Source organism: Bradyrhizobium sp. YR681 (assembly GCF_000282615.1).
Classification (GTDB): Bacteria; Pseudomonadota; Alphaproteobacteria; order Rhizobiales; family Xanthobacteraceae; genus Bradyrhizobium.
Genome location: NZ_AKIY01000267.1, coordinates 1 through 23,305, shown reverse-complemented (window position 1 = coordinate 23,305; position 23,305 = coordinate 1). Strand labels below are relative to the sequence as shown.

Here is a 23,305-nt window from a genome sequence, read left to right as displayed (position 1 = left end):
TCCATTCGCTTTGAGCCCATGTCCCTGCTCGTCAAGATCTGCGGCCTGTCCACGCGCGAGACGCTCGAAACGGCGCTCGACGCGGGCGCCGACATGGTCGGGTTCGTGTTCTTTCCGCCGTCGCCCCGGCACGTCTCGCTGGAGATCGGGCGCGATCTCGGCCGGCTGGTGAAGCGGCGCGCGCTCAAGGTCGCGCTCACGGTCGACGCCGACGACGCCACGCTCGACAACATCATGGACGCCCTGTCGCCGGACATCTTCCAGCTCCACGGCAAGGAGAGCGTGGCACGGCTGCGCGACATCAAGCAGAAATATGGTCGCCCGGTGATGAAGGCGGTGCCGGTGGCAAATGCAGCCGATCTCGCCGTGCTCCCTGGTTACGCCGCGGTCGCCGACCGCATCCTGTTCGATGCGCGCGCTCCGAAGGACGCGACCCGCCCCGGCGGCCTCGGCGCGCCGTTCGACTGGCACCTGCTGGAAAATCTCGATCTGACACTGCCCTACATGGTCTCGGGCGGGCTTCACGCCGACAATGTTGGGGAAGCCGTTCGCGTCACCCGCGCCGGTGGCGTCGACGTGTCCTCCGGCATCGAAAGCGCCCCCGGCGTGAAAGATCCCGAGATGATCAAGGCCTTCATTCGCGCCGCGCGCGCCACTCAAGAGTTGAGCGTCCGATGAACATCGCCAAACCAAATTCCTACCGCAGCGGCCCCGACGAGCGCGGCCATTTCGGCATCTTCGGCGGCCGCTTCGTCGCCGAGACGCTGATGCCGCTGATCCTCGACCTCGAGAAGGCTTACACAGAAGCCAAGGCCGATCCGGCCTTCCAGGCCGAGATGGACGGCTATCTCAAGAACTATGTCGGCCGGCCCTCGCCGCTCTATTTCGCCGAGCGTCTCACCGAGCATCTGGGCGGCGCCAAGATCTACCTGAAGCGCGAAGAGCTCAACCACACCGGCTCGCACAAGGTGAACAACGTGCTCGGCCAGATCATGCTGGCGCGGCGCATGGGCAAGAAGCGCATCATCGCCGAGACCGGCGCCGGCCAGCATGGCGTCGCCACCGCGACGCTGTGCGCGCGCTTCGGCCTCGAATGCATCGTCTATATGGGCGCGGTCGACGTCGAGCGGCAGCAGCCCAACGTCATCCGCATGGAGATGCTGGGTGCAACGGTGGTGCCGGTGCAGTCGGGCACGCGGACGCTGAAGGACGCCATGAACGAGGCGCTGCGCGACTGGGTCACCAACGTGCACAACACGTTCTACTGCATCGGCACGGTGGCGGGTCCGCATCCCTATCCGACGCTGGTGCGCGACTTCCAGTCGATCATCGGCAACGAGACCAAGGCGCAGATGCAGGAGATCGAAGGCCGCCTGCCGGATTCGCTGGTCGCCTGCATCGGCGGCGGCTCCAACGCGATGGGCCTGTTTCATCCCTTCCTCGACGATTCCACCGTCGAGATTTTCGGCGTCGAAGCCGCGGGCCACGGGTTGACGCAGCTGCATGCCGCGTCGATCGCCGGCGGCCGGCCCGGCGTTCTGCACGGCAACCGCACTTATCTGCTGATGGATGCCGACGGCCAGATCCAGGACGCGCATTCGATCTCGGCCGGTCTCGATTATCCCGGCATCGGCCCCGAGCATTCCTGGCTGCACGAGATCGGCCGCGTCAATTATCTCTCCGCGACCGACGACGAGGCGCTCGCGGCATTCCAGCTGCTGTCGAAGCTCGAAGGCATCATCCCCGCGCTCGAACCCGCGCATGCCATCGCCAAGGTGATGGAGCTCGCGCCGAAGCGGCCGAAGGACCACCTGATGGTCGTCAATCTCTCCGGCCGCGGCGACAAGGACGTCCCGCAGGTCGGCGACATCCTGAGGGGCAAGACCAAGTGACCACGCGTATCGACACCCGTTTCGCCGAGCTGAAGAAGCAGGGCCGCGCGGCCTTCGTCACCTATGTGATGGCCGGCGATCCCGATCCGGCGACGTCGCTCGAGATCGTCAAGGCGCTCTCGAAATCAGGCTCCGACGTCATCGAGCTCGGCATTCCCTTCACCGATCCGATGGCCGATGGTCCCTCGATCCAGGCCGCCGGGCTCCGCGCGCTCAAGGTCGGCATGACGCTGAAGAAGACGCTCGATCTCGTGCGCGACTTCCGCAAGGACGACAACGTCACGCCGCTGGTGCTGATGGGCTATTACAATCCGATCTACATTTACGGCGTCGACAAGTTCCTGGCCGATGCAAAGACATCAGGCGTTGACGGCCTGATCATCGTCGATTTGCCGCCGGAGGAAGACGACGAACTCTGCATTCCCGCGCTGAAGGCAGGCCTGAACTTCATTCGCCTGGCGACCCCGACCACCGACGACAAGCGCCTGCCCGCGGTGCTCGCGAACACGTCGGGCTTTGTTTATTACGTCTCCATCGCCGGCATCACCGGTGCAGCGGCGGCGGACGCGAATGTCGTCGGTGACGCCGTCGCGCGCATCAAGCGGCATACCGGGCTGCCGATCTGCGTTGGTTTCGGCATCCGCACGCCGGAGGCGGCGCGCGCCATTGCAGAGAAGGCCGATGGTTCGGTGGTCGGCACCGCTTTGGTCGATGCGCTCAAGGGCAGCCTCGATGCCGAGGGCCGCGCGACCGCCAAAACCGTTAACGCCGTGGCCGAGCTGACCGCGGCGCTGGCCCAGGGCGTCAGGGCTGCGAAACAAGCGGCCAAATAGGCCATAATTCCGCTGCCAAGGCGGATGACAGCGGACGACACGGCGGCTTGCCGGGCAGGAGCCCGGCCGCCATATATCCTTTCAGGCGGCCCTATGCGGGCTCGCACATCGGAGCAAACCATGAACTGGCTTACCAATGTGGTCCGGCCGAAGATCCGCAACATGCTGCGGCGGGAGACGCCGGAGAATCTCTGGATCAAGTGCCCGGATTCCGGACAGCTCGTGTTCTACAAGGACGTCGAGGCCAACCAGTTCGTCATCCCCGGCTCGAACTACCACATGCGCATGAACGCGGTGGCGCGGTTGAAGTCGATCTTCGACAACGAGACCTGGTACGACGTCGCGCTGCCCGATGTCACGCCCGACCCGCTCAAGTTCCGCGACGAGAAGAAATACGTCGACCGCATCAAGGATGCGCGAGCGCGCACCAACCTCAACGACGCGATCAAGGTCGGTTACGGCAAGCTCGAAGGCGCGGCCGTCGTCGTTGCCGTGCAGGATTTCGATTTCATGGGCGGCTCGCTCGGCATGGCCGCGGGCGAGGCGATCGTGCGCGGTCTGGAGCTCGCGGTCGAGAAGAAGTCGCCGTTCATCGTGTTCGCCGCATCAGGCGGCGCGCGCATGCAGGAAGGCATCCTCTCGCTGATGCAGATGCCGCGCACCACGGTCGGCGTGCAGATGCTGCGTGAAGCCAAGCAGCCCTACATCGTCGTGCTGACCAACCCGACCACCGGCGGCGTCACAGCGTCCTATGCGATGCTGGGCGACGTGCAGATCGCCGAGCCCGGTGCGCTGATCGGCTTTGCCGGCGCGCGCGTGATCGAGCAGACCATTCGCGAAAAACTGCCGGAAGGTTTCCAGCGTGCCGAGTATTTGAAAGAGCACGGCATGGTCGACATGGTCGTGCATCGCCACGAGCTGCGTCCGACGCTCGCCCGGCTCTGCCGCCTGCTGACCAAGGCGCCGGCCCAGGAGGGCGCATCGAAATCGGTGCAGCCGGTCGTCAGCCCGGCGCAGATCGTCTCGGCCGCCGAGACCGCGCCGGCCGCGCCCCACGCGTGAATGCGTCCCCTGACAGTGCAAAGCCGTCGCTCGATGAAGTGATCGGGCGGCTGTCGGCCCTGCATCAGAAGCGCATCGATCTTGGGCTGGAGCGGATGCACCGTCTGCTCGAGCGGCTCGGCCATCCCGAGCGCAAGCTGCCGCCGGTGATCCACGTCGCCGGCACCAATGGCAAGGGCTCGACGGTTGCCTATCTGCGCGCGACGCTGGAAGCCGCAGGCTTGCGCGTCCATGCCTACACCTCGCCTTATCTGGTCCGCATCAACGAATGCTTTCGGCTCGGCCGTGTCGGCGGCGGCGTGCTGGTCGGTGACGACGAACTGCGCGCGGCGCTCGAAGAGGTCGAGCGCGTCAATGCCGGCGAGCCCGCGACCGTGTTCGAGTTGAAGACGGCCGCGGCCTTTCTTCTGTTCGCGCAGAACCCGGCCGATGCGGTGCTGCTCGAAGTCGGCCTCGGCGGCCGGCTCGATTCGACCAATGTCGTGGATACGCCGGCGGCCTGCGTGATCACGCCTGTCAGCATGGACCACACGGACTTCCTCGGCGACACGCTGACATCGATCGCCGGCGAGAAGGCCGCGATCATCAAGCGCGGCGTGCCCGTGATCTGCGCCGAGCAGTCCGGCGAAGCGATGGCCGTGATCGAGGCGCAGGCCAGGCGCATGCGCGCGCCGCTGTTTGCCGCCAATGAAAGCTGGCACGTCAATGTCGAGCACGGGCGCCTGGTCTATTCCGACGAGCGGGGCCTGATGGATCTCACAGCGCCGCGCCTGTTCGGCCGACATCAGTTCGACAATGCAGGTCTCGCCATCGCGACGTTGCGCGCGATCTCGACGTTCAAGATCAATCAGGCCGCCTTCGAGGCGGGCATCCTCGGCGCGGAATGGCCGGCGCGGATGCAGCGCATCACGTCGGGCGAACTGCTCGCGTGGGGACCGCAAGGCTCGGAGATCTGGCTCGATGGCGGCCACAATGCCGAAGGCGGCCGCGTCGCGGCGGCCGCGCTCGGCGATCTCGAAGAGCGGGTGTCGCGGCCGCTGGTCGTGATCGCGGGCATGATGGCCAACAAGGACGCGAAAGCCTTTCTCGCCAATTTCGCCGGCCTCACCCGTCACATCATCGCGGTGCCGATCCCCGACACCGAGGCCGCGATGCCGGTCGATCGCCTCGCGGACGCCGCGCGCAGCCTCGGCATGCGCATCGAGATCGCGCCCGGCATCGAGCCCGCGTTGCGCGCATTGGCGAAGCTCGCCTACGAGGTGCCGCCGCGCATCCTGATCACCGGCTCGCTGTATCTCGCCGGGCACGTGCTCGGCCTCAACGGCACGCCTCCTGCATAGAAGGTCTCGTAGCCCGGATGGAGCGAAGCGCAATCCGGGATCGTGCCACAAGCGCTGAAGGCCCCGGATTACGCTTCGCTCCATCCGGGCTACGGTGACCAACAATGCGTTTTGCCGCGATTGCCGACGTCCACGGAAACCATCTCGCACTTGAAGCGGTGCTCGCCGACATCCGCGCGCAAGGCATCACCGACATCGTCAATCTCGGGGACATGCTGAGCGGGCCGCTCGATGCTGTCAGGACCATCGAGATCCTGATGAATCTCGACGTCGTGCACGTGCTCGGCAATCACGACCGCTATCTGCTCGATCGTCCGCCGGAGAAGATGGGCTCGTGGGACCGTCCCGCCTACGAATCGCTGAATGCCGCGCAACTCGACTGGCTGCGCGCGCAGCCGATGACGCGGATGTTTCGCGATCAGGTCTTCCTCTGCCACGCCACGCCCGAGAACGACGAAGTCTATTGGCTCGACACCGTGCATCCCGACGGCACCGTCGCGCTGTCGCCGCTCGACCGCATCGAGCAGTTCGCGCAAGGCATCACGCAATCGCTGATCCTCTGCGCCCACACCCATCTGGCCCGCGCGGTGCGGCTTCGCGACGGCCGGATGATCGTCAATCCCGGCAGCGTCGGCAGCCCCGGCTATCGCGACAAGCATCCGTTCCCGCATGTCGTCGAAGCCGGCACGCCGCACGCGCGCTACGCCATCCTTGAACTCGTCGATGGCGCGTGGCAGGTGGCGTTCCGTCAAATCGTCTACGATCACGAGGCGATGGCCGCGCTGGCGCGTCGCAACAATCAGCCGGAGCTGGCCAACGCACTGGCGACGGGCTGGATCGCATAGCGTTATCCAAGAAGCTTCATGGGATCGGCGACCTTCTGCTTCAACTGCTCGAAGGTGCATTGCTGCGGCGCCTTGTCGGAGCGCCAGCGGAGGATCGAGGTGCCGTGGCGGAAGCGGTCGCCGCTGAAATGGTCGTAGCAGACCTCGATCACCAGCTTGGGCTTGAGCGGGCACCATTTGGCCGAGCGCTCGGTCGACCAGCGGCTGGGGCCGCCCGGCGCATTGCCGGTGAAGCCGGGCTCGCCGATGAGAGCTTCCAGCTTTTCGGTCAACGCCGGCTTTTCTCCCGCCTTGATCGCGGATGTGAAGCCGACGTGGTGCAGCAGGCCTTCACGGTCGTAGAGCCCGAGCAGCATCGAGCCGACTACTTTTCGGCCCGCCAGCTTGTTCGTCGCATAGCGGAAGCCGCCGATCACGCAATCGGCGCTGCGGAATTTCTTGATCTTCTGCATGCCGTCGCGATTGCCTGCCTGATAGGGCAGGTCGACGCGCTTGGCGATCACGCCGTCCGATCCGCCGCCGGATTGCGCCAGCCACTTTTTCGCGGTGACGTAGCTCATCGTCGCTGGCGAGAGGCGAAAGCTGCTGCCCTTCAAACTCGCTTGTGCGAAGGCTTCCAGCGCCGGCCGTCGTTCACTCAGCGGCTTCCCGGCTAAATGCTTGTCCCGGGCGGACGCGAGCAGGTCGAACACGAGATAGAGCGCGGGAGTGTCCAGCGAGAGCGTCTTCACCCGGCTTGCGGCGGGATGAATGCGTTGCAAGAGCGCGTCGAAGGAGAAGCCCTTGCCCTGCGGGACGACGATCTCGCCGTCGAGGGTAAAGCAGGATGCCTTCAGCCCCAGCGCGGCAACGACGATCTCAGGGAAATAGCGTGTCAGGTCCTCGCCCGACTTCGAGCGCAGATCGACGGTTTTGCCGTTGCGCGAGAGCAGGCAACGAAAGCCGTCCCATTTCGGCTCGTACTGCCAGACCTTGCCGCGCGGGATCGCATCGACCGACCGCGCCTCCATGGCGGAGAGCGAGCTGGATTTTCGTGCACGTTTTGCCGGCCGGGGAGGCAAGGGCGGGACTCGTCGTACGCTGGACATGTCCCATCAACGCAAACGGCCGGCATTTCGCCGGCCGTTGTCGAAAAATAACCGTTCACGCCGCGATCAGACCGCGGACGTGATCCACTGCTGCAGCTTCGCCTTCGGCGCCGCGCCGACCTGGCGGGAGGCCATCTCGCCGCCCTTGAAGATCATCAGGGTCGGGATCGACATCACACCATATTTCGACGCGGTCTTCGGGCTCTCGTCGACGTTGAGCTTGACGATCTTGACCTTGTCGCCCATCGCGCCGGCGATCTCGTCGAGGGCGGGAGCGATCATGCGGCAGGGGCCGCACCATTCGGCCCAGAAATCGACGACGACGGGGCCGTTTGCCTTGAGCACTTCGGCTTCGAAATCGGTGTCAGAAACCTTGCCAACGGCCATGGGAGTACCTCGTTCGGTTGAAAGAATCGGCGCGCATGGGAATCGCGCCCGGGATCATGCCGTCAACCTATGAACGGCCCCTTGCCGGGTCAAGGACGCTCACACCGAGATGAAGGGATGCCAGCGCCGCGTCCAGCGCGGGGGCTGAAATCTCCATATATTCAAGGGCCTCGGTCCAAAGCAGGACCGCACGGATCGGCTTTTGGGGATAAAGCCGCGCCAGCACCGCCCGGTACAGCGCAAGCTGCCGGATATAGGCGGCGGGCGCCTCCGCCGCGCTCTTGGGCGCTGCCTGGTTGGTCTTGAAATCGACGATCAAAACCTCATCCGGACGAACGACCAGCCGGTCGATCTGCCCCGACACCAGCGCCGGCGGCCCGCCCGGCCGCTCCAGCCGGCCGGCGATGGCGACCTCCGCCCGGCTGCCGGCGGCAAACACCGGCGCAAAGCGCGGCTCGGCGATCAGCGCGAGCACCTTGTCGGCCAGCGCGATGCGGTCGGCCTCGATCCAGTCCGCGGCATTGCGGGCCATGAAGCCGAGCGCGGCCTCGCGCCGGCGCTCGGTGGCAATGTCGGGGAGCGACTGGAGCAGCCGGTGCACCAGCGTGCCGCGTTGCAGCGCCAGCGCGCGAGATTGCACCGATTCGCCGGACCGTACGCTGCGGCCGTCCTCGGCCGACTGGCCTGAGGGACGCACCGGATCATCGTCGACGGTCTCGCGTGGCGCCGGCGTCCGCAGCCAGTCCGGCAGCGCGACCTTCCGGTCCACCGACGTCGCGGGCGTGCCCAGCGCCGTAACATCTTCCGGCCGGGCGAATCGGGTCACCTTGCCGAGCGGCGTCTCGATCGTCTCCTTGTCCAGACCCGAGCCGGTGAGGCCGGTGTCGATCAAATCGTACCAGCTCAGCTTGCGCACCGTCCTCATGTTGCCGGGTAGGCAGCCGCCGACGATCAGACGGTCGGCCGCGCGCGTCATCGCGACATAGAGCAGGCGGCGATATTCGTCCTCGGTCTCCTCAATCATCGCCTTGCGCGCGTCGGCGACGGGCTTGGGATCATCCGCCTTGCGCCCGGCCCAGACCACGACCTCGCCGCCATTGCCGCGCGGCACGGGGATCAGCCGGACCCGCTGCGAGTCCGCGGGCGATGACGTGGTGTCGACCATGAACACGACCGAAGCTTCCAGCCCCTTGGCGCCGTGCACGGTCATCACCCGCACCTCGTCGCGCGAGATCTCCATGTCGCGCTTCACCTCGGTGTCCGCCGAGCGCAGCCAGGCCATGAAACCCTGCAGCGAGGCCGGTGCCTTGCGCTCGTAGTTCAGCGCCAGCTCCAGGAATTCGTCGAGCGCGTCGTTGGCTTCAAAGCCGAGCCGGCGCAGGATGCGCGCGCGTCCGCCGTCGCCGCCGAGCAGCCAGGCGTAGAAAGCGAACGGCGTCTCCTCACGCGCGCGCGATTCGCAGGCTTCCAGGCGCCGGAGCGCCATGGCGAACTTCTCGCTTGTCCCCGCATGCTCGCCGAGCGCGCGGCGCAGCGATCCCTTGCGGTCATGGGCCAGCTGAAACAGATCGTCGTCGTCGAGCCCGAACAGCGGGCTCTTCAGCGCCACCGCGAGCGCGAGATCGTCCTGCGGCAGCAGCAGCGCATCCGCAAGGTTCATCAGGTCGATGATGCCGATATGCTCGGTGAGCTTCAGCCGGTCGGCGCCGGCGACGGGCACGCCGGCGTGCTTCAGCGCCTGGATCACGGCGTCGAACGCATTGCCGCGCCGGCGCACCAGAATCAGCATGTCGCCATAGCGCAGCGGCCGGCGCTCGCCTTCATGCCCGGTCAGCGTGCCGCTCTCGACCAGCCGCTTGATCTCGGTCTGGATGCGGCGGGCGAGCTTGACCTCGGGGCTGGTGGCGGCAACGCCGTCGAACGGTGCGCGCCAGCCCTCGATCTCCTGCCGGTCGTCAGCCTCCGCGAGATCCCACAGCTCGATCACGCTGGGGCCGGCATCGGCGAGCGCGTTATGCAGGGGATGGCCGATCTCGACCGAATGGATGCTCTTGTAGATCGCGGGTTCGCGGAAGACGTGGTCCACCGAGTGCAGGATCGTCGCACCCGAGCGGAACGAATAGGTGAAGGCGACCGGATCGAATTTCAGCCCGGCGGCGGTGAACCTGCGATGCAGTTCGCGCCGGCGCGCGTCGAACTCGTGCGGGGCCGCGCCCTGGAACGAGAAGATCGATTGCTTCTCGTCGCCGACGGCGAAGATGGTGCGGTTCAGCCCCTCGCGCGCGCCTTCGCCGGCGGTGAACTCGGAAATGATATGCGCGACGATGTCCCATTGCCGCGGGCTGGTGTCCTGGGCTTCGTCGATCAGGACGTGATCGACGCCGCGGTCGAGCTTGTAATGCACCCAGCCGGACGAGACGCGGTCGAGCATCGCCAGCGTCTTGTCGATCAGGTCGTCGTAGTCGAGCAGGCCGCGCTCCTGCTTCTCGCGGCGGTAGTTTGCCGCAGCGGCAGTCGCGATATGAAGCAGGGCGGCGGTACGGTCACGCATGGTCACCGCCCGGCGCTTCTCGACCAATCCGCTGAGGCGCTCCGCCTCGTTCTCGAACAGGCGGGCGAGGGACGGGTTGTGCTCGCCAAACTTCTTGGTCAGCACCGCCTTGCGCGGCAGCTTCTCGTCGGTGAGGAAGACGGACAGATAGGCATCGACCTGCGCGCCGCCGGAAAACACCTTTGCTTCGCGAAGGCGGCCTGCCTGGCTCTTGTCGGAAGAGCTGCCGTCCTCCAGCGCGAAGGCGATGTCGTCCCAGCGCGATCGCGGCAGGAACGGGCCGTCGAGAATTTCCGTCTCGACATCCTCGATGCGGTCGCCCGCCTCGACGCCCAGCACGGCCCCCATCTGCTCGGCTGCCGCCCCGGCGTTGCCGGCCTCGTCGGTCCAGGCCATGAAATGATCGCGGCTGAGACAGGCTTCGCGCACGACCTCCTTGAAGGTGACGTCGGCGGCGCTCGCCATCGCGGTCAGCAGCGCACGGCCGGTGACGCTGTCCGGATCGCGCGCGGCCTCCAGCAACACCTTCAGGTTGGCGCGCTCCATCATGTCGGTCTGGTCGCGCTCGTCGATGACGGAAAAGCGCGCGGGCACGTTGGCCTCGAACGGAAATTGCTGGAGCAGGCGCGTGCACAGCGCGTGGATGGTCTGCACCTTCAGCCCGCCCGGCGTCTCCAGCGCGCAGGCGAACAGTTTTCGCGCGTCGCGTCGCAGGTTTCGGTCCGGATGAGGAATGCCGACGGCGCGGATCGCGGCATCGAGCCCGGTATCATCCAGCGTCACCCAATGGCCGAGCGTGGTGAACACGCGTTCGGCCATGTTGGCGGCGGCGGCCTTGGTGAAGGTGATGCAGAGGATCTTTTCCGGCGGCACGCCCGACAGCAGCAGCCGGATCACGCGCTGCACCAGCACGTGCGTCTTGCCCGAACCGGCGTTGGCCGACACGAACGCCGACGCAGTCGGATCGGACGCGCGCGCCTGCCGCGCGCGGACCTCTTCGGGAATGGGGCGAGGCAGCTTCACCATTCCTCGATCCCCAAACCGCCGGCCGCAGACCATTCCTTGATCCGTGCGAGATCGTCATAGGTGCCGTAGCGGTTGGTCCACATCGGCAGGTTCAGCGAGGTGTAGGGCTGGTTCTCGTCGTCGAAGGCGCAGATCAGCGCCTCCAGTTTTGTCCGGGCTTCCGCGGCGGCTGTATCCGGCGGCTGCGGCTCGTCGCCCTGCTTGTACTTCAGTTCGAGGATGCGCTCCTCGCCCGGCGGATTGTTGCCGCTCAGGCGGACATAGACCAGCTGGCTGACGGATGCGCCGGCGTCGATGCCAGGAAAACCACCCTCGCGCAGAATCGCGGCTTCCAGCGTGAGCTGGGGCGACAGGCCCATGCGGACCTGCTTGCCGGTCGGCGGCTGGCCGGTCTTGTAGTCGAGGATGGCGTAGCCGCCGCCCCGGCGCCGCTCGATGCGGTCGGCGCGCGCGGAAAGAATGAAGCTGCGCTCATGGTCGAGCCTGATCGAAATCTCGCCATGCGTTTCCGCTGCGATCGCCTCGATCACGTCGCGCCGCGCCGTCTCCCATTCGCCGAACCAGCGCGCGATGCGCTGGAAGCGCGGCCACCACAGCGCGCGCGCTTCGGGGCGCTCCATCAGCGGGGCAAAATACTTCTCGCCGATCGCGCGCAGCACGCGGGCGGGATCGTCGGGCAGGCGCGCGGCATAGGTCTCCGTGAATTCGCCGAGCGCATCGTGGATCGCCGAGCCGCGGTCGGCGGCCGACAGTGGCATGTCGACGGGATCGAGCGCGTCGAGCCGCAAAATGCGCTTTGCGTAGATCGTGTAGGGATCGCGCAGCCAGTCCTCGATTGCGGTGACCGACATCTTCAGCGGCCGCGTCGCGCGCGGCGGCCGCGGCTCGGGCTGCTTGATCGGCACCACTTCGGCGGGCTGGTCCAGCGTATCGGCGAACTGCACATACTTCTCGCCGGCGCGAACGGCCGCCTTCCAGAGCTCGTCGCCCGCGACCGCCTCGAGCCGGTGCAGGAAGCGCGAGGCCACCGCCGGCGCGCCGCCGGCCTTGGCGGAATGGGTGAGGATCACCTCGTCACCGCCGAGCAGTTGCGCGAAATCGTGCGCGGAGAGGCCGATGCGTCGCTCCGGCAGATCGAGGCCGAGCTCGTGCCGCATCGGCCGGCTGAGCCAGGGATCGATCCGCGGCGCCGGCGGCCAGACACCCTCGATCAGTCCGCCGATGATGATCCGGTCGGCCTGCATCAGGCGCGATTCCAGCGGGCCGTAGATTTGCAGTCGTGCACCCGGCTTGTCCGGCCGCCGCACGGCGCGGTCGCTGAACGCGGTCTGGAACACATCGGCATAGTCGGGCAGCGTCACCATCAACCCGCTGGTTGTGCCGCCGCGCAGGAGATCGTCGAAGGCGCCGGCGAGTGCGAGGCCTTCGCGCTCCTCGAAGGCGAGCGGAATGCCCTGCTCGTCGCGCGACAGCTCGATCATGATCTCGCGATGCCGGTGCGCGAGTTCGGCGAAGTCGTACGGCTTCAAGGGCGGCAGGCTCTCGATCGGCGCCAATGCTCTTTGCAAGGCATCGATCAGCGCCTGGATGCGGTCGATATCCTCGGCCTTGAGACGCGCGCGCGGCTCGGCCTTGTGCAGCGCTGAGGTCTCGCTGCGCCACAGCTTGGCCAGCTCCTCGCGAAAACGGTTGAATTCGCGCAACAGGCCGCCCGTGCCCGCCGGCGGGCGCGTGCCGCGCAAGAGCGCGAGTTCGAGGTCTTCGATTGCCGTCTTCCAGGCGCTGGGCGCGCGGCCGAGCCGGCACAGCGGATGCTTCAGCATCGCCAGCAGCGTCGGCGGCTCCAATCCCCTGGTCGCCGCTTCCGCCACCAGGCGTGCGAAAACGCCGGCGGATGTTTCCATCAGCACGTCGCCGCCGGAATCGTCGAAGGCGAGGTCCCATCGGGTCAGCGCAGCCATCACCCGGCGCGCCAGCGCGCGGTCCGGCGTCACCAGTGCCGCGGACTTGTCGAGATGCCGCGCCTCACGCATGGCGATGGCGATGGCGAGTGCTTCCATCTCGGGGTTGGCGGCTTCGACGACCGCGAGGTTGTTCATGCCGCCTGATATCTTCGCGGCGACATCCGGCTGCTTCAGACGGTCGTGCCAGACTTCCGTCTTGGCCGACGGCCGCATCGATTCGGAGGCGAGCAGGTCGCGGCCGCCATTCGCGGCCGGCTGCAGCAGCTCGACATCGCTGCGCTTGATGCCAAAGCGGGCCAGCAGCGCGTGCAGGGCATATTGCGGATGGTTCGAGGCCGGATGCTCCGCGAACTTGCCGAGCGAATCGCGCACGCCGCCGATGCTGCGCCAGGCATCGTCGTCGAGATCGGTGTCGAGCCCGGGCAGCACCACGGCGCCATGCGGCAGCGAGGCGACCGCATGGAGGAATTTTGCGGTGGCCGGCATCGAGCCGGTCGAGCCGGCCGCGATCACAGGGCCATGCGGATGCGCGGTGAGGCGTCTGGCTTCCGCCGCGATCAGCAGATCGCGGCGCGCCGCCGGCTCGATTCGGTTGATCTCGGCGAGATGGCCGGGCCAGGCGATACGGGCGATGCGCAGGAATTCGAGCGAGTGCTGCCAGTAGCGATCGAGCATGTCGGGCACGAGGCCGTCGAGCGCGCTCCAGTCGACGCCGCGCGTGACCATGTCGTCGATCAGCCGTGCCAGATCGCCGGCCAGCGCCAGCGTCGAGGCGGGGCCGCCGACCACCAGCGGCGACAGCACCGGCCCCTTGGCCCAGGCCGCGACGAGCTGCGCCAGCGTCAGCCGCCGTTCGAGCTCGCCGAGCCGCGGCGGAATGTCGAGCGGCGTTGCGCCGGAAAACTGCTCCCCCTCGTCGGCGAAGGCGAGCTCGTCCTCGTCGATGTCGCCGAGCGCGACGATGCGCGGCAGCACCACCGCGTCCGCCTTCATCTCGTCGAGAAAGATCTCTCGGACGACGCGCATGGCCCGCCTTGTCGGCAGGTACAGCGTGGCGTCGGCCAGCCGCGCCGGCTCCCTGCGCGCCTCGAATCCATCGACCAGCTGTCCGTCGAGCAGGGCCGTGACGACCGTGCGCAGGAACGGAACTGAGATGGGAACGCTGAAGACGCGCATGGGCTGCCTGATTCGAAGGATCAGGCGCCAATATAGGGAGGCGGACTCAAATGGATATGGGTGGAGGCGAGATAGTCCCCGCTGTTCGCGAGGCTAGGCGAGGTGCCGTAGGGTGGGCAAAGCGAAGCGTGCCCACGCATTGTGGCGAATCGAGAGAGATGGTGGGCACGGCGCGTTGCGCCTTTGCCCACCCTACGGCACCGTCGTCGAGGCTAGCCTTACGCCACGCTCTCCAGAAACGCCTCTTCCGCGGCGTGCACCGCGTCGGGCGTGCCGACATGCATCCAGACGCCGTCGAGGCGGAGGCCGAACAGGCGCTCCTGCTCATTGGCGCGGTCGAACATCTTTGTCAGCGAGAACTCGCCGGCCGGGGCATCGGCGAAGATCGCGGGCGACAGGATCGCGGCGCCGGCATAGACGAACGGGACGACCTCTTTTTCCTTGCGCTTGCGCAGGGCGCCGTCGGGCAGCATGCCGTAATCGCCGCGGCCGCTATAGCCGATGCTGGTCGCGGTCGGCGCCATCAGCAGCAGGATGTCCATACGCTCGGGGTCGAAGTTTTCGGCAAGCCGCGCCAGGTTGGAGCGGACGCCGTCGATCCACAGCGTGTCGGAATTGACATGAAAGAACGGTGCGTCGCCGAGCAGCGGCAGCGCCTTGACCACGCCGCCGCCGGTGCCAAGCACCTGGTCGCGCTCGTCCGAGATGGTCACGCGCGGATGCTGGCGCGATGCGGTGTGGTCGATGATCTGGTCCGGCAGATAGTGCACGTTGACGACCGCATCCGTGACGCCGGCCTGACCGAGCTTGTCGAGCACGTGGTCGAGCAGCGGCTGGCCGGCCACCGGCACCATCGGCTTCGGCATCTTGTCCGTCAGCGGACGCATGCGCAGGCCGAATCCCGCGGCGAGCACCATGGCTTTGGTCGGTTTGACGGACATCGTTTGCCTTCTCGGATTCGTCTTTCTCAGCCTGGTGGACTCAGAACTTCTGGATTTCGTGTTCGCAGCAATCCTAGCACGAACCGGAGTCGGCCACACCGCGACTTAACCGCCTTAACCACCCGCCGTGACGGTTGTACGACGGGTGTTGCCGTCACGCCCCAACGGAGGTGGAACGCGCCTTTTTCTTCTTGTCGCCGACCTTCAGGAAATTGACGCCGATCTGGTCGCCATTGACCCAGGCCAGCTCACAGCGCCGGTACGCGAGGCCGGTGGACGACAGCAGGAGAAAAAATTCCTTCAGATGCAGCCCTTCGACCGAACCGTCGATGGTCAGCTTGGCGCCGCTCTCGGAGACGTCCTCCATGGTGCATTCGCGACGCCAGGTGCCGTCGATGCCCATCATCTGGGCCGGTATCCCGCGCTCGAAAACAACCCGGCTGTTGCCGCGCTGGTCCGTCTTGACCGCCATCTGCCCTTGCTCCAGCCCCGTATTTGTCCGGCTGCCTGCGGGCGATGATACCGATGTGATGGCTAACAGCCGGTAAATCAGTTTCCGGTTTGCGGCGGCGGGACGTTGGCAAGGTACCAGTCGCGTAAGTGCGCCAGCGCCGGATGCGCCAGCGAGCGCTGGAGATAGGTCCAGATCCGCGGCTGGTGGCGCAGGTAATGCGGCTTACCGTCGCGGCGGTTGAGCCGGGCGAAGGTGCCGAGCAGGCGGGTGTTCCGCTGCGCCGACATGATGGCGTAGAGCTCGGCGAAGCCGGCCGGGTCGAAGCTCGCATCGTCGGCGCGCCGTGCCTTGATGTAGCGCGACAGCAGCGTCAGCTCGATGTTTTCGGGGACGTCGATGCGGGCGTCCTGGAGCAACGACACCACGTCGTAGGATTTCGGCCCGAGCACGGTGTCCTGGAAGTCGATCACGCCGACCCGTTCGATGCCGGCGCGGTCCGCAAGCCAGATCAGGTTCGGCGAGTGATAGTCGCGGATGATCCACGTCTTCGGCGCGGCCAGCGGCTTCTTCAGCAGCTCGCGCCACATTGCGAAAAATTCGGCGCGCTTCTCGTCGCTCAGCGGCGCGTTGCGATCGGGCAGATACCATTCCGGCATCAACCCGATCTCGATCAGCATCGCCTCGATGTCGAAGACGGGGATGCCGTAGGTCTGCCCGTCCAGCGGCAGCGTCTCCGGCAGCGTCTTGCCGTGCAGCAGGGCCAGCACATCGGTCGCGGCCTCATAGCGGGCGGGAATCGGTCGCGGCGGATCGCCTTCGATCACGCCCTCGCTGCCAAAGTCTTCGCTGATCAGGAAGCCGTGGTCGAGATCGAAATGGTGGATGGCGGGCGCCGAGATGCCTTGCGCGCGCAGGCCCTCGTCGATGGCGACGAACGGCCTGACGTTCTCGGCGAGATGCACTGCGGCGCTGTAGGACTTTCCGTCGTAGAGCGCCGCGCCATCGGGCTGCTGCGGAGAGTTCATGAGGATGACGACGCCGTCCTCGCGCAGCAGCCGCGCATAGGAGCGGGTCGACGCATCGCCCGCCATGCGCTTGCGCGTTGCATCCATGTAGCCGGACAGGTCGAGGAAGTCGCGCAGCGCCTTCAGCCGCGCGACGGTGGCGGCGGCCTTGCCGTAGCCGGTGATGTCGGCGGCGCGGGCGTTCGGGCCCAGCGCCGGCCGGTGCGTCAGCGCGATGTCGATGCGATCCCCAGGCATCGCCGACGGCGCGCGCTCCGGCCATTCGATCAGGACGAGCGTGGCGTCCGGCAGCGGCGACAGCCCGATCTCCTCGAGCTCGCTCTCGTCTTCCACGCGGTAGAGATCGGCATGCATCACCGGGAAGGGCGGCAGCTCGTAGCCCTGCACCAGGGTGAAAGTCGGGCTCGGAACCTCCAGCTCGTCGTCGCCGGCGAGGTAACGGATCAGGCTGCGCGCCGCCGCGGTCTTGCCGGCGCCGAGATCGCCGGTGAGGGTGATGACATCGCCGGGCCCGACCAGCAGGGCGAGGTCGGCCATCAATTGCGCAGTCGCCGTCTCGCTGTGAAGCGCGACGGAGAATGTGGCGGGCGCGCTCATTCGGCGGCGTCGCGACGCGCCGCCTGGTCGGTCGGGAAGTCGCAGATCACGACCGTGCCCCGGCCGACGATCGAATCCACCCGCACCTTGCCGCCATGCAGCTCGACAAAGGAGCGCACCAGCGACAGGCCGAGCCCGGCGCCGCGGTGACGCGACCCCTGCGAACGGCTTTCGAACCAGTTGAACACCTTGTCCTTCATGTCGGCGGGTATTCCAGGCCCGGAATCTGTCACGGTGAAGACCACACTGTGCTCGGTGCGGCGCGCGCTGATGCCGACGGTGGAATCCTGTGGAGAAAACCCGACGGCGTTGGCGAGGAGGTTATAGAGCACCTGCACCACGCGCTTCTCGTCGCCGGTGAAGCTGCCGATATCGGGCGCGATCTCGACCTTGAGGCGGATGCGGTCGGTGGCGAGCCGGTCCTGGATGCCTTCAGCGGCGAGCTCGATGGTCTTGCTGACGTCGACGGGACCGAGTTCCAGCTTCATCGCGCCGGCGTCGATGGTGGCGAGATCGAGGATGTTGTTGGTCAGCGCCAGCAGCGCGTTGGTCGATTTGGTGACGTAGTCGAGATATTCGGCCTGTTTCGGCGTCAGCGGCCCGGTCGAGGGATCGCTGAGGAAATGCGCGAAGCCGATGATGGTGGTGAGCGGCGAGCGCAGCTCGTAGGAGACGTGGTGGACGAAATCCACCTTCATCTGGTCGGCGGTCTCCAGCGCCTCGTTGCGCTCGCGCAGTGCGCGCTCGACATTCTCGGTGTCGGTGATGTCCTGGAATGTCAGCATGGTGGCGCCGTCATGCAGCGGCCGGATCATGCCGTCGAGCACGCTGCCGTCCTTGCGCTCCAGCTTGAGCGGAACGTCGGCGCGGCTCTCGATCGAGGTGACGGCCTCCCGGATCTGGCGCCAGACCACGGGGTCGTCGAACAGCTGATGGCACCAGCCTTCGACGGTCTGGATGTGCGGCTCGTCGCGCATGGCGTCGGCCGACAGCTTCCACATCCGGACGAAGGCCGGGTTGAACAGCTGCGCCTTGCCGTTGCTGCCGAACACCGCGACGCCCTCGGCAAGGCTGTCCAGCGTCTCGCGTTGAACGCGGATCATGCCGTCGAAGCGGCGGGCGAGGTCGAGGCTCTCGGTGACGTCGTCGAACAGATAGGTGACGCCGCCCTCGGGGTTCGGCGTGGTGACGACCGACAGCGCGCGGCCGTCGGGCAGGTACCAGGTGTCCTTGGCGGCCTCGACCGCGCGATAGGCCTCGTGCAGCTTGGCCTTCCAGGCGCGGAAATCCGGCTGCTCCTGCAATTTGCGCCCGGCGCGCAGCTGGTCGAGCACGCTGGAATCATCGGGATGGGCGTCGAGGAAGCTGCGGTCGAGGTCCCACAGTCGGCGGTAGGAATCATTGTAGAAGGCAAGCCGGCGCTGGCCGTCGAACACGGCAACGCCGGACGAAAGCTGGTCGAGCGTGCGGCGATGCGCTTCCGCCATCCGCACCAGCGCCGAGCTCAGCCCATCCGCTTCGCTCGCATCGATGGCGACGCCGACACTGCCGCTGCCGACATTGACGGCGCGCACGTCATAGATGCGCCGCTCGCCGCCGACCACGATCGGCAGCCGCGCGTTGAAATGGGCGGCGTCCTTCAGGCCCCGATCCATCGCGGTGCGGTCGGCGCTGTCGAGCAGCTCGAGCTTGCGCTCCTGGGCGTCGCTGACGCTGTTGGCTTCGGTCGCGCGCACATAGGCCGGATTGGCGAAAGTCAGCGCGCCGTTCTCGGCCTTGGCCCAGATCGGCCACGGTGCGGCGGCCGCAAAGCCGCGCAGCATCTCGGTCTCGTCGAGCAGCGCCTTGTGGCGCAGGCTGGTCTCGGCGAGCTCGCGCCTGAGACCGGAGAGTTCGCGAATCCTGACAATGGCCTGGCCGCCGATGGCGCGGCCGATGGCCTCCAGCGTGTGGCCATGCGCGGTGGTCAGCGTCAGCTGGAACCCGTCACCGCGGTCGCGCAGCGCGTCGACCGCATGGTCCATCTGGAGCGCGGGCTCCGGCGGCAGCCAGGCCCCGAAGGCGAGCACGCGCTGCGGCGAGGAGTCGCGCGGCAGCACCATCGAGACGTCGCCGGAGATTTGCGCGCGGTTGTCGCCGGCCGGCCAGGAGATCAGGATCTGCGGCTCGGCGAACAGCAGTGCGCCGAAGCGGTCGGCCTGGAGTTGCAGCTCCCCGATCCGTGCGCGCAGCCGCGCCTCGGTCTTCGCCCTGCCGACGCGCGTGCGCATCAACAGGATCGCGGCCACCACCGAGAAGCCGAGCAGGGCCAGCGCGGTGGCGAGCACCGCGAGTTCCTGCCGGTTGAAGTCCAGCATTATCGAGAGTGTGTCGACGAAGTCGGCGGCCTCAGCCGGCGCAGCCGGCAGCAGCGCTGCGAGAGCGCTCCCGATCAGGCCGTTGCGCACGAGCGATGAGCACGATAGCAGCGTCCGACGCATCGACACGATCACGCCTGACATAGTTGCCCCAAGACCGCACGAATCTGCGCGCGGCGACCCCCGTCGCGCGCGAATCAAAGGACAATACCCTCACCGCGACTCCACCGGTAAGAGTCCAGATCGTGAACGCAAAGGCCGCCCGAAAAAAATGCCGGGCGCGATGTTCCCGCCTCACGTAGTTCTGCGGGCGATTCGGTTGGAGTTGCCGTGCTTTAGCGCGCGATGAACATCGGGCGAGTCGTTCCCGCGCAGCAGGTGCACTCCCTCCCCCGCTTGTGGGGGAGGGCTGAGGAGAGGCTATCTCCGCGACGGGACACTCCCCGGAGGAAACCCTCACCCGCCGCGCTCTGCGAGCGCGACGGCCTCTCCCGCAAGCGGGAGAGGCAAGAAAACTACCGCCCGGTCGAGCCGAAACCGCCGGCGCCGCGATCGGTCGCGGACAATGTCGTCACGGGAACCAGCGCGGCCTGCAGCACGGGCGCGATCACCATCTGCGCGATGCGCTCGCCGCGCTTGATCACGAACGGCGCCGCGCCGTGGTTGATCAGGATCACCTTGATCTCGCCGCGGTAATCCGCGTCGATGGTTCCCGGCGAATTCAGCACGGTGACGCCGTGCTTGGCGGCCAGCCCGGAGCGCGGCCGCACCTGGGCCTCGTGCCCGGGCGGCAGCGCGATCGCAAGGCCCGTCGGCACCAGCGCATATTGGCCGGCGGCGAGCGTCAGCGGCTCGGCATCGGGCACCGCAGCCATCAAATCGAGGCCGGCGGCCTCCGCGGTCTGGTAGGCCGGCAGCGGCAGGCCCTCGGCGTGGCCCAGTTGCTGCAATTCGACCGTGATTGTCGTGCTCAAGATGCGGACTCCAGGGATTTGTCGGTCACGCTCTTTGCGACATGCGCGACCAGTTCGATGGCGACCTGTTCCTTGGTCATCACCGGCCAGGAATCAACAATGATCTCGCCGTTCTTCTCAGCATTCTTGCTGATGAGGTGGACGGTGTTGCGGTCACCGCCCATCACGCCGGTGGCGGGTGACACGTCGTTGGCGACGATCCAGTCGCAGCCCTTGCGGGCCAGCTTGGACTTGGCATTGTCGATGAGGTGCTCGGTCTCGGCGGCGAAGCCGATCACCAGCGGCGGGCGCTTGTCGGTCAGCTTCGAGATCGTGGCGAGGATGTCGGGGTTTTCGACCAGCTGAAGCGGCGGCATGCCGGCCGATGTCTTCTTCAGCTTCTGCTCGCCCTCGCTGGCGACGCGCCAGTCGGCGACCGCGGCGGCGAAGATCGCGATGTCGGCGGGGAGCGCGGCCTGGACCTGCTCCAGCATCTGCCGCGCGGATTCGACGTGCTTGACGGTGACGCCGGCGGGATCGTCGAGATCGACCGGACCGCTCACCAGAATCACCTCTGCACCGGCGGCCTGCGCCGCGGCGGCAATGGCAAAACCCTGCTTGCCGGAGGAACGGTTGGCAATATAGCGCACCGGATCGATCGGCTCGTGCGTGGGACCTGCGGTGATCAGCACGCGCTTGCCGGCGAGGGGTCGCGGCACCGGCGGTCGCAGCAGGCGCTCGGCAGCGGTGGCGATCTCGATCGCTTCGGACATGCGGCCGACACCGGCTTCGCCCGCTTCGGCCATCTCGCCGGAATTCGGTCCGATCAACAAGACGCCGTCGCGCTGGAGCTGCGCCACGTTGCGCCGGGTCGCCGCGTTGTTCCACATCAGCGGGTTCATCGCCGGCGCCAGCAGGATTTTCCGGTTGGTCGCGAGCAGGATGGCGCTGGCGAGATCGTCAGCGTGGCCATTCGCCATCTTCGCCATCAGATCGGCGGTGGCAGGCGCCACCACGATCAGATCGCAATCGCGCGCCAGGCGGATATGGCCGGCGTCGAATTCGCTCTGGGGATCGAACAGGTCGGTATAGACGCGCTCATGGGAGAGGGCGCTGACCGAGAGCGGTGTGACGAATTGCTCCGCCGCCTTGGTCAGCACGCAGCGGACCTCGATGCGGCGCTCCTTCAGCCTTCGGATCAGGTCGAGCGACTTGAAGGCTGCGATCCCGCCGCCGATGATCAGGGTGACGCTGGCCTCAGGAAGCGCGCCGGTACGCTGCGGCGTGGGGGCGGTGGACTGGGCCGGGGGCGCCGAAAACGGCGTCAGCGGCTCCTCGCGGCCCTCGATCAGCTCCCGCAGGATGACCCGGACCTCTTCTTCGACCGACCTGTGGTTCCTGGCTGAACGCAGCCGCAAATACGTTTTGACGTGTTCGTCGAGCTTACGGATGGTCAGGCTCGCCATGACGCCCCTCCAGCACGGAATGATAGCGATGCTATCAATCCGATGATTGCAATGCAATCACAAATTCCGGACGGCGATCAGGATCCCGATGAAGGTGGCGGCGATGATCCAGAGCGCCACGGTGCGCCAGCGGTTCTTGCGGCCTTCGCTGCGGCCCATGGCCGCGATGCTCTCCGGCGACAGCCGGATGCCGTCCCGCGTCATGGCTTCGAGCTGCTCAAGCACCGCGACGGAGCGCTGGGCGATATCGGGCAGGCGCATCAGCACACGGGCGAGGTCGCCGCCGCCGGCAAGCGCGCCCTGCACCCGGCCGATCGGTCCGAGATTGCGCTCGATCCATTCGCGCACCACGGGGTCGGCGACCTTCCAGATGTCGAGCTTGGGATCGAAGCCGCGCGCGACGCCCTCGACCACCACCATGGTCTTCTGCAGCAGGATCAGCTCGGGCCGCGTCGTCATGTCGAACAGGCCGGTGACCTCGAGCAGCAATGTCAGCAGCCGCGCCATCGAGATTTCCTCGGCGGTGCGATTGTGAATGGGCTCGCCGATGGCACGGATGGCCTGCGCGAAATTCTCGACCGAGTGATGCGCGGGCACGTAGCCCGCCTCGAAATGCACTTCCGCGACGCGGCGATAGTCGCGGGTGATGAAGCCGAGCAGGATCTCGGCGAGGAAGCGCCGCTCCTTCATGCCGAGCCGGCCCATGATGCCGAAATCGACCGCGACGAGACGGCCGGCGTCATCCAGGAACAGGTTCCCGGGATGCATGTCGGCGTGGAAAAAACCGTCGCGCAGCGCGTGGCGCAGAAAGCTCTGGATCACCTTGCGCCCGAGATCGGGCAAATCGACCTGTGATTCCTCGAGACGCTTGTGGTCGTTCAGCGCGATGCCGTCGATCCACTCCATCGTCAGCACGTTGTGGGTGGTGCGGTCCCAGTCGACTTCAGGCACGCGGAAATCGGGATCGCCGCTCGTGTTCTCCGCCATCTCCGACAGCGCTGCTGCTTCGAGCCGCAGGTCCATCTCCATCGCGACGGAGCGCGACATGGTGTTGATGACCTCGATCAGGCGCAGCCGCCGCGCTTCGGACGAGTAGGCCTCGGCCTTGTGCGCGACGAAGAAGAAATCCGAGAGGTCGCGGCGGAAACGCGAGGCCACGTTCGGCCTGAGCACCTTGACCGCGACCGCCTTGCGGACGCCGTCGCGCATCACCTCGGCGCGATGGACCTGTGCGATCGAGGCGGCGGCGACCGCCGGGCCGAAAGCTGCGAAAACGTCCTTCAGCGGCCGTTCCAGCGACGTCGCGATGGCGGCTTCGGCTTCGGCCTGCGAAAACGGCGGCAGCCGG

At 66.9% G+C, this 23,305-nt stretch carries 17 protein-coding genes; 6 read left to right on the top strand and 11 right to left on the bottom strand.

Annotated features, from left to right (window positions below):
• Nucleotides 1–18: 18 nt before the first annotated feature.
• The 6 genes from PMI42_RS29365 (at nt 19) to PMI42_RS29340 (ending at nt 5,972) form a co-directional block, all read left to right on the top strand.
• A complete protein-coding gene (locus PMI42_RS29365; protein WP_008141209.1) occupies nt 19–678 on the top strand; it encodes a phosphoribosylanthranilate isomerase in 660 nt (219 codons plus the stop codon).
• On the top strand, nt 675–1,892 hold the full coding sequence (trpB, locus tag PMI42_RS29360; protein WP_008141208.1) for a tryptophan synthase subunit beta: 1,218 nt from the start codon (nt 675–677) through the stop codon (nt 1,890–1,892). The genes PMI42_RS29365 and trpB overlap by 4 nt, the downstream gene beginning before the upstream one ends.
• The gene (gene trpA / locus PMI42_RS29355) at nt 1,889–2,725 is read left to right on the top strand and encodes a tryptophan synthase subunit alpha (RefSeq protein WP_008141207.1); all 837 of its coding nucleotides are present in this window, start codon (nt 1,889–1,891) and stop codon (nt 2,723–2,725) included. The genes trpB and trpA overlap by 4 nt, the downstream gene beginning before the upstream one ends.
• A gap of 120 nt (nt 2,726–2,845) precedes the next feature.
• Nucleotides 2,846–3,787, top strand: a complete 942-nt coding sequence (accD, locus tag PMI42_RS29350) for an acetyl-CoA carboxylase, carboxyltransferase subunit beta (protein ID WP_008141206.1) — start codon at nt 2,846–2,848, stop codon at nt 3,785–3,787.
• On the top strand, nt 3,784–5,127 hold the full coding sequence (locus PMI42_RS29345; RefSeq protein WP_008141205.1) for a bifunctional folylpolyglutamate synthase/dihydrofolate synthase: 1,344 nt from the start codon (nt 3,784–3,786) through the stop codon (nt 5,125–5,127). The genes accD and PMI42_RS29345 overlap by 4 nt, the downstream gene beginning before the upstream one ends.
• Nucleotides 5,128–5,231: 104 nt before the next feature.
• Nucleotides 5,232–5,972 carry a metallophosphoesterase family protein gene (locus PMI42_RS29340; RefSeq protein WP_008141204.1) on the top strand — a complete coding sequence of 247 codons (741 nt, stop codon included), beginning with the start codon at nt 5,232–5,234 and terminating at the stop codon, nt 5,970–5,972.
• 2 nt (nt 5,973–5,974) lie between these two features.
• On the opposite strand, the gene PMI42_RS29335 is transcribed toward PMI42_RS29340, so the two are convergent.
• From PMI42_RS29335 to PMI42_RS29285, 11 genes are all read right to left on the bottom strand, one after another.
• Entirely contained in the window at nt 5,975–6,982 is a 1,008-nt protein-coding gene (locus PMI42_RS29335; RefSeq protein WP_008141203.1) for an ATP-dependent DNA ligase, read from the bottom strand.
• A 144-nt stretch (nt 6,983–7,126) separates the two neighbouring features.
• Nucleotides 7,127–7,447 carry a thioredoxin gene (trxA, locus tag PMI42_RS29330; protein WP_007598398.1) on the bottom strand — a complete coding sequence of 107 codons (321 nt, stop codon included), beginning with the start codon at nt 7,445–7,447 and terminating at the stop codon, nt 7,127–7,129.
• Nucleotides 7,448–7,514: 67 nt separating this feature from the next.
• Nucleotides 7,515–11,024, bottom strand: coding sequence for a double-strand break repair helicase AddA (gene addA, locus PMI42_RS29325; RefSeq protein ID WP_008141195.1), 3,510 nt, complete (start codon nt 11,022–11,024; stop codon nt 7,515–7,517).
• Nucleotides 11,018–14,164: a double-strand break repair protein AddB gene (gene addB, locus PMI42_RS29320; RefSeq protein WP_008141192.1), complete on the bottom strand. Its 3,147-nt coding sequence runs from the start codon at nt 14,162–14,164 to the stop codon at nt 11,018–11,020. Before addB ends, addA begins: the two co-directional genes overlap by 7 nt.
• Before the next feature lie 218 nt (nt 14,165–14,382).
• On the bottom strand, nt 14,383–15,105 hold the full coding sequence (locus tag PMI42_RS29315) for a nucleotidyltransferase family protein (RefSeq protein WP_008141190.1): 723 nt from the start codon (nt 15,103–15,105) through the stop codon (nt 14,383–14,385).
• A gap of 154 nt (nt 15,106–15,259) precedes the next feature.
• Nucleotides 15,260–15,577, bottom strand: a complete 318-nt coding sequence (locus tag PMI42_RS29310; protein ID WP_008141186.1) for a PilZ domain-containing protein — start codon at nt 15,575–15,577, stop codon at nt 15,260–15,262.
• A gap of 77 nt (nt 15,578–15,654) precedes the next feature.
• A complete protein-coding gene (locus tag PMI42_RS29305) occupies nt 15,655–17,181 on the bottom strand; it encodes a bifunctional tRNA (adenosine(37)-N6)-threonylcarbamoyltransferase complex ATPase subunit type 1 TsaE/phosphotransferase (protein ID WP_008141184.1) in 1,527 nt (508 codons plus the stop codon).
• The gene (locus PMI42_RS29300; RefSeq protein WP_008141183.1) at nt 17,178–19,682 is read right to left on the bottom strand and encodes a sensor histidine kinase; all 2,505 of its coding nucleotides are present in this window, start codon (nt 19,680–19,682) and stop codon (nt 17,178–17,180) included. The genes PMI42_RS29305 and PMI42_RS29300 overlap by 4 nt, the downstream gene beginning before the upstream one ends.
• 371 nt (nt 19,683–20,053) lie before the next feature.
• Nucleotides 20,054–20,512: a dUTP diphosphatase gene (gene dut, locus PMI42_RS29295; RefSeq protein ID WP_008141180.1), complete on the bottom strand. Its 459-nt coding sequence runs from the start codon at nt 20,510–20,512 to the stop codon at nt 20,054–20,056.
• Nucleotides 20,509–21,957 (bottom strand): bifunctional phosphopantothenoylcysteine decarboxylase/phosphopantothenate--cysteine ligase CoaBC, encoded by a 1,449-nt coding sequence (gene coaBC, locus PMI42_RS29290; protein ID WP_008141179.1) that lies wholly within the window; start codon nt 21,955–21,957, stop codon nt 20,509–20,511. The genes dut and coaBC overlap by 4 nt, the downstream gene beginning before the upstream one ends.
• 57 nt (nt 21,958–22,014) lie before the next feature.
• Nucleotides 22,015–23,305, bottom strand: a 1,291-nt coding sequence (locus tag PMI42_RS29285) for an AarF/UbiB family protein (RefSeq protein WP_008141177.1), incomplete at its 5' end; no start/stop codon positions are given.